At 74.1% G+C, this 4,311-nt stretch carries 4 protein-coding genes; 2 read left to right on the top strand and 2 right to left on the bottom strand.

All coding sequences use genetic code 11. From position 1 onward, the window contains the following. Nucleotides 1-63: 63 nt before the first annotated feature. Together VF746_31080 and VF746_31085 are read right to left on the bottom strand one after the other, a co-directional pair. Complete coding sequence (locus tag VF746_31080) at nt 64-804, bottom strand: hypothetical protein (GenBank protein HEX8696904.1); 741 nt, start codon at nt 802-804, stop codon at nt 64-66. Then, nucleotides 804-1,241: a hypothetical protein gene (locus VF746_31085; GenBank protein ID HEX8696905.1), complete on the bottom strand. Its 438-nt coding sequence runs from the start codon at nt 1,239-1,241 to the stop codon at nt 804-806. The genes VF746_31080 and VF746_31085 overlap by 1 nt, the downstream gene beginning before the upstream one ends. A 446-nt stretch (nt 1,242-1,687) precedes the next feature. On the opposite strand from VF746_31085, the gene VF746_31090 reads away from it, so the two are divergent. Both VF746_31090 and VF746_31095 read left to right on the top strand, forming a co-directional pair. After that, nucleotides 1,688-3,280: a bifunctional UDP-sugar hydrolase/5'-nucleotidase gene (locus tag VF746_31090; protein ID HEX8696906.1), complete on the top strand. Its 1,593-nt coding sequence runs from the start codon at nt 1,688-1,690 to the stop codon at nt 3,278-3,280. A gap of 287 nt (nt 3,281-3,567) precedes the next feature. Continuing rightward, nucleotides 3,568-4,134 carry a TIGR00730 family Rossman fold protein gene (locus VF746_31095; protein HEX8696907.1) on the top strand — a complete coding sequence of 189 codons (567 nt, stop codon included), beginning with the start codon at nt 3,568-3,570 and terminating at the stop codon, nt 4,132-4,134. Nucleotides 4,135-4,311: the final 177 nt, after the last annotated feature.

Raw genomic sequence — 4,311 nt, forward strand, 5'->3', positions numbered from 1 at the left:
GCGGCGCGAACCGGGATTCGCGCCGCCGCTCCTCGTCTGCGCGCCTGCGGCGGGCCGGCTGCGCTAGCGGGCGACGCGGCCCATGAAGGTGGGGACCTCGCGCCCGGCGCGCTCCAGCCCGATGCGGTGCAGGGTGCAGGCGATCATCAGCAGGCCGGAGACGACCGCGACCAGCTGGGACAGGTGCGCGCTGGGCCTCCACCACGAAGTGAGGGTCATCATGGAGAAGAAGTAGAAGGTGATCGCCACGCGCGCCGCGTAGATGGCGATCGCCGCCCACAGCAGGTAGTCGAACGCGTCGGTCACCAGCGCCCGGTACAGCGCCGCCAGCAGCAGCAGCAGCGACGTCGCGTCGAGCAGCGCGAGCAGCCACAGCAGGTCCTGGCGGGTGGGGTCGACCCGCGCCCAGCCCAGCAGCGCGCCGGCGGCGAGCAGCGCCAGCAGCCCCGCCGCCACCTGCCGCGGCGCGGGGAACGGGCGGCGCGTGAAGACCAGCGCCACCAGCGCGGCCGAGTACCCCACCGTGGCGATGCTGCGGGGGGTGTTCAGCACGGGGGTGACGGCCATGAAGGCACGGTAGACGCCCGAGCCCGCGCCCTCGACCACGGCCCAGATCGCCCAGACGTTCTGGAAGGTGGCGATGGCCCCGATCGCGGCGAAGGTGGCCCCGGTGAGGAACCACCCTCCCGCGCGCAGGGTGAGCCCGGGCCGCCGCGCCACCCGCAGGCACGCCAGCCCGAAGGTCAGCATCAGCGCCGACCCGGTGAGCTGCAGCGCCAGCAGGAGCGCGGTGGCCCGGCTCATCAGGGGCAGGCCGGCGGGCAGATCGTCGACGACTCGACGATGATGATGGTCCCGCCGTCGTCGTCCTGCATCCCGACCACCGCCTGGTCCGACGTGGCGGCGCCCGCCTTCTTCAGCTTGATCTCGATCTGTTCGATGGTCCCGCCCGGGTCGTCGATCTCGAAGGCGACGCGGCCGCCGCCGGGCCCCCAGAACTCGAACAGGCTCTTGGCCTTGGGCTTCATCTCGGGCTCGGGGAGCACGAACGGGAAGGGGCCGTCGGTCTGCTGGTTGTACAGCTCGTGCTCCTTGCCGCCCTGCCGGAAGAGGAGCCGCGACACGAAGCCGCCGTAGAAGTCGGAGCGCACCGGCCTGCCGCCGACGTCCTTGTCGACGCGCTGGCGCTCGGGCGAGGGAGGCGGGCGGCGGCCGCCGCCGTTGCTGGTCTGAGTGCTCATCTGGGTCTCCTGGATCGCTGGGGAACGGTGGGTGGGAACTGCACCTCGAAGAGGCTCGTAAGGTGCCTTTTCCTGCACGCGCGCGCAACCACTTCGTTCAATTTCGGCGGAACGGGGTGCGCGGAAGGAGGTCGAGGGTCGGAACGGGACGGGTGGACGACGGCGTGGCGCCACGCGGCTTCCATGCGGGGACCGATTGCCGGGACCAGGTTGCCGGACGGGGACCACGGTGGGACTCCGACGAGGCGCGCGCACCGGGGGTGCGGGAGGGACGGACCCGGCCCATCTTCCCTGCCGCGGCGCTGCCGGCCGCGACGGGAAAAAATGCGGTGCGCGCGCGGGCGGCGCAAGAACGATCACGCAGCGCACACCCGCGCGGCACCCGGCCCGGCCCGTGCAGGGGCCTTCCCGCCGCCGCGCCGCCGACATCCCCGAGCCGCACCCCGATGCGAGCGAACGCCGTGCTTCCGGTTCCCGGGCGGGCCGCCGCCCTCCTCGCGCTCTGTGTCGCCGCCGCCTGCGCGCGCGCGGCGCCGCCCGCCGCCCCCGCGCCCGGGGAGGTGAAGCGCGTGCGGATCGTGCACACCAGCGACGTGCACGGGCACCTGCTCCCGGCGCGGCCCGGCTGGGCGGCGGGGCGCGAGGTGGGGGGCGCGGCGGTGCTGGCGGCGCACTTCGACAGCGCGGCGGCGCGCTTCGCGGGGCCCACGCTGGTGCTCTCGTCGGGCGACGACCTGCAGGGGACGGTGGTGTCGAACCTGAGCTTCGGGCGCGCGGCGGTCGCGGCGCACAACGCGGCCGGGTACGACGCGGCGGCGCTGGGGAACCACGAGTTCGACTGGGGGCAGGACACGCTCCGGGCGCGCATCCGCGAGAGCCGCTTCCCCTGGCTGGCGGCCAACCTGTACGCGGCCGCCGCCGACACGCAGCCGGCGTGGGCGAAGGGGTGGGTGATGCTGGAGCGGGGCGGAGTGCGGACGGCGGTGGTGGGGATCGCGCTCCCCGCCACCCCCCAGGTGGTGCTGGCGGGGCGGGTGGAGGGGCTCAGCTTCGGTCCGGCGGCGCCGGCGGCGGCGCGGGCGGCGCGCGAGGCCCGCGCCGCGGGGGCCGACTTCGTGGTGGCGGTGATGCACGTGGGCGCGGAGTGCCGCGAGCCGGGGAGCGCCCCCGAAGAGGAGTCCGCCGGGTGCGAGGGGGAGGTGCTGGAGGCGGCCGCCTCGCTGTCGGGGCTGGTGGACCTGGTGCTGGGCGGGCACACCCACAAGCGGGTGCTCACCGCCGCGGGGGGCGTCCCGGTGTCGGAGCCGCTGAACTACGGGACGGCCTACGGCGTCACCGACCTGGAGCGGCGCGGGGGGACCACGCGCGTCGCCTACCGCGCGGTGCGCACGCCCTTTGCCGACGAGGTGGCGCCCGACACGGGCGTCGCGCGCGTGGTGGCGGAGTGGAGCGAGCGCGTGCGGCCGCTGGCGGACCGCGCGGTGGCGGGCTTCGCCGCGGCGATGGAGAACCCCGACCGGGGCGAGTACCCGCTGGGCAACCTGCTGGCCGACGCGCACCGGCGGGCGACGGGGGCCGAGGCCTCCATCGTGAACAACGGCTCGATCCGCCGCGCCATGCCCGCGGGGACCGTCACCTGGGGGATGCTCTACGAGCTGCAGCCGTTCCAGAACGAGCTGGTGAAGCTGGAGGTGACCGGCGCGCAGCTGCGCGAGGCGCTGGAGGCGGGGCTCGACGAGCGCGGCCGGGTGAACGCGCACGTCTCCGGGCTGGTGGTCGACTACGACCCGGCGGCGCCGCAGGGGTCGCGCATCCGCGAGATCCGCCGCGACGACGGGCGCGTGGTGGGAGAGGCGGACCGGGTGACGCTGGGCCTCAGCGAGTTCGTGGCGGGGGGCGGCGACCGCTTCACCGCGCTCACCCGCAGCCGTCCCGCGCGGACGGGGGTCGTGGACCTGGACGCGGTGATCGCGCACCTGACCGCGCTGCCGCAGCCGGTGCGGCCGCCGGGGGTGGGGAGGTGGAGGGCGGTGCGGTGAGGGGGAGTGCGAAGTGCTGGGTGCGAAGTGCGACGTGCGAGTGCGTGAGTGCGTGAGTGCGGAAGTGCGTGAGTGCGTAACGGCGTCGGCGGGTGGTCTCGTGCGCGTCGGCAGGGTCGTCGCGGCGGCGGGGGCCCTCACCCGCCGCCCTGGAGCGGCAACCCTCTCCCGATTTCGGGAGAGGGTGGACTTTACGGTGCTCGTGCGGGTCGGGAGTGGTTGCCGGCTGTCCCTGTCCCCTGTAACCTGCCGTCGTGATGGAGAACGGGAAGCTCAGAAGGGTGTGCGTGTTCTGCGGGTCGAACCCCGGGACGCGGGAGGCGTACGCCGAGGCGGCGCGATCGCTCGGGGCGCTGCTGGCCGAGCGCGGGCTGGCGCTGGTGTACGGGGGCGGGCACGTGGGGCTCATGGGCGCCGTGGCCGACGCGGTGCTGGCGGCGGGCGGGCACGCCATCGGGGTGATCCCGCACGCCCTGGTGGCGCGCGAGGTGGCGCACGGGGGCCTGAGCGAGCTGCACGTCGTCGGCACCATGCACGAGCGCAAGGCGCTGATGTACGACCTGGCCGACGCCTTCGTGGCGCTCCCCGGGGGCTACGGGACGCTGGACGAGTTCTGCGAGGTGCTCACCTGGAGCCAGCTCGGGATCATCCCCAAGCCGTGCGGGCTGCTGAACGTGGAGGGGTACTTCGACCCGCTGCTGGCGCTCTTCGACCAGGCCGTGCGCGAGGGCTTCGTGCCGCCGCGCCACCGCGCGCTGGCGCTGGAGGACACCGACGCGGGGCGCCTGCTGGACCGCTTCGCGGCGTTCGAGCCGCCGGCCACCAGCAAGTGGATCGCGCCGGAGGAGCGGTAGGGGGCGGCGGGAGGCCTTCGCGCCGGAGGGCGGCTGATACCACTTTGCAGAGCATCGTTCGGGTACAGCTTTCTGATAAAGCCTCACACAGAGGACACAGAGAAACTTCGATCGCGTCTTCAGTTCCTCCGTGTTCTCTGTGTCCTCTGTGTGATTCCAATCTGTTCGGAACCAGAA

The organism is Longimicrobium sp. (assembly GCA_036389795.1).
Lineage (GTDB): Bacteria > Gemmatimonadota > Gemmatimonadetes > Longimicrobiales > Longimicrobiaceae > Longimicrobium.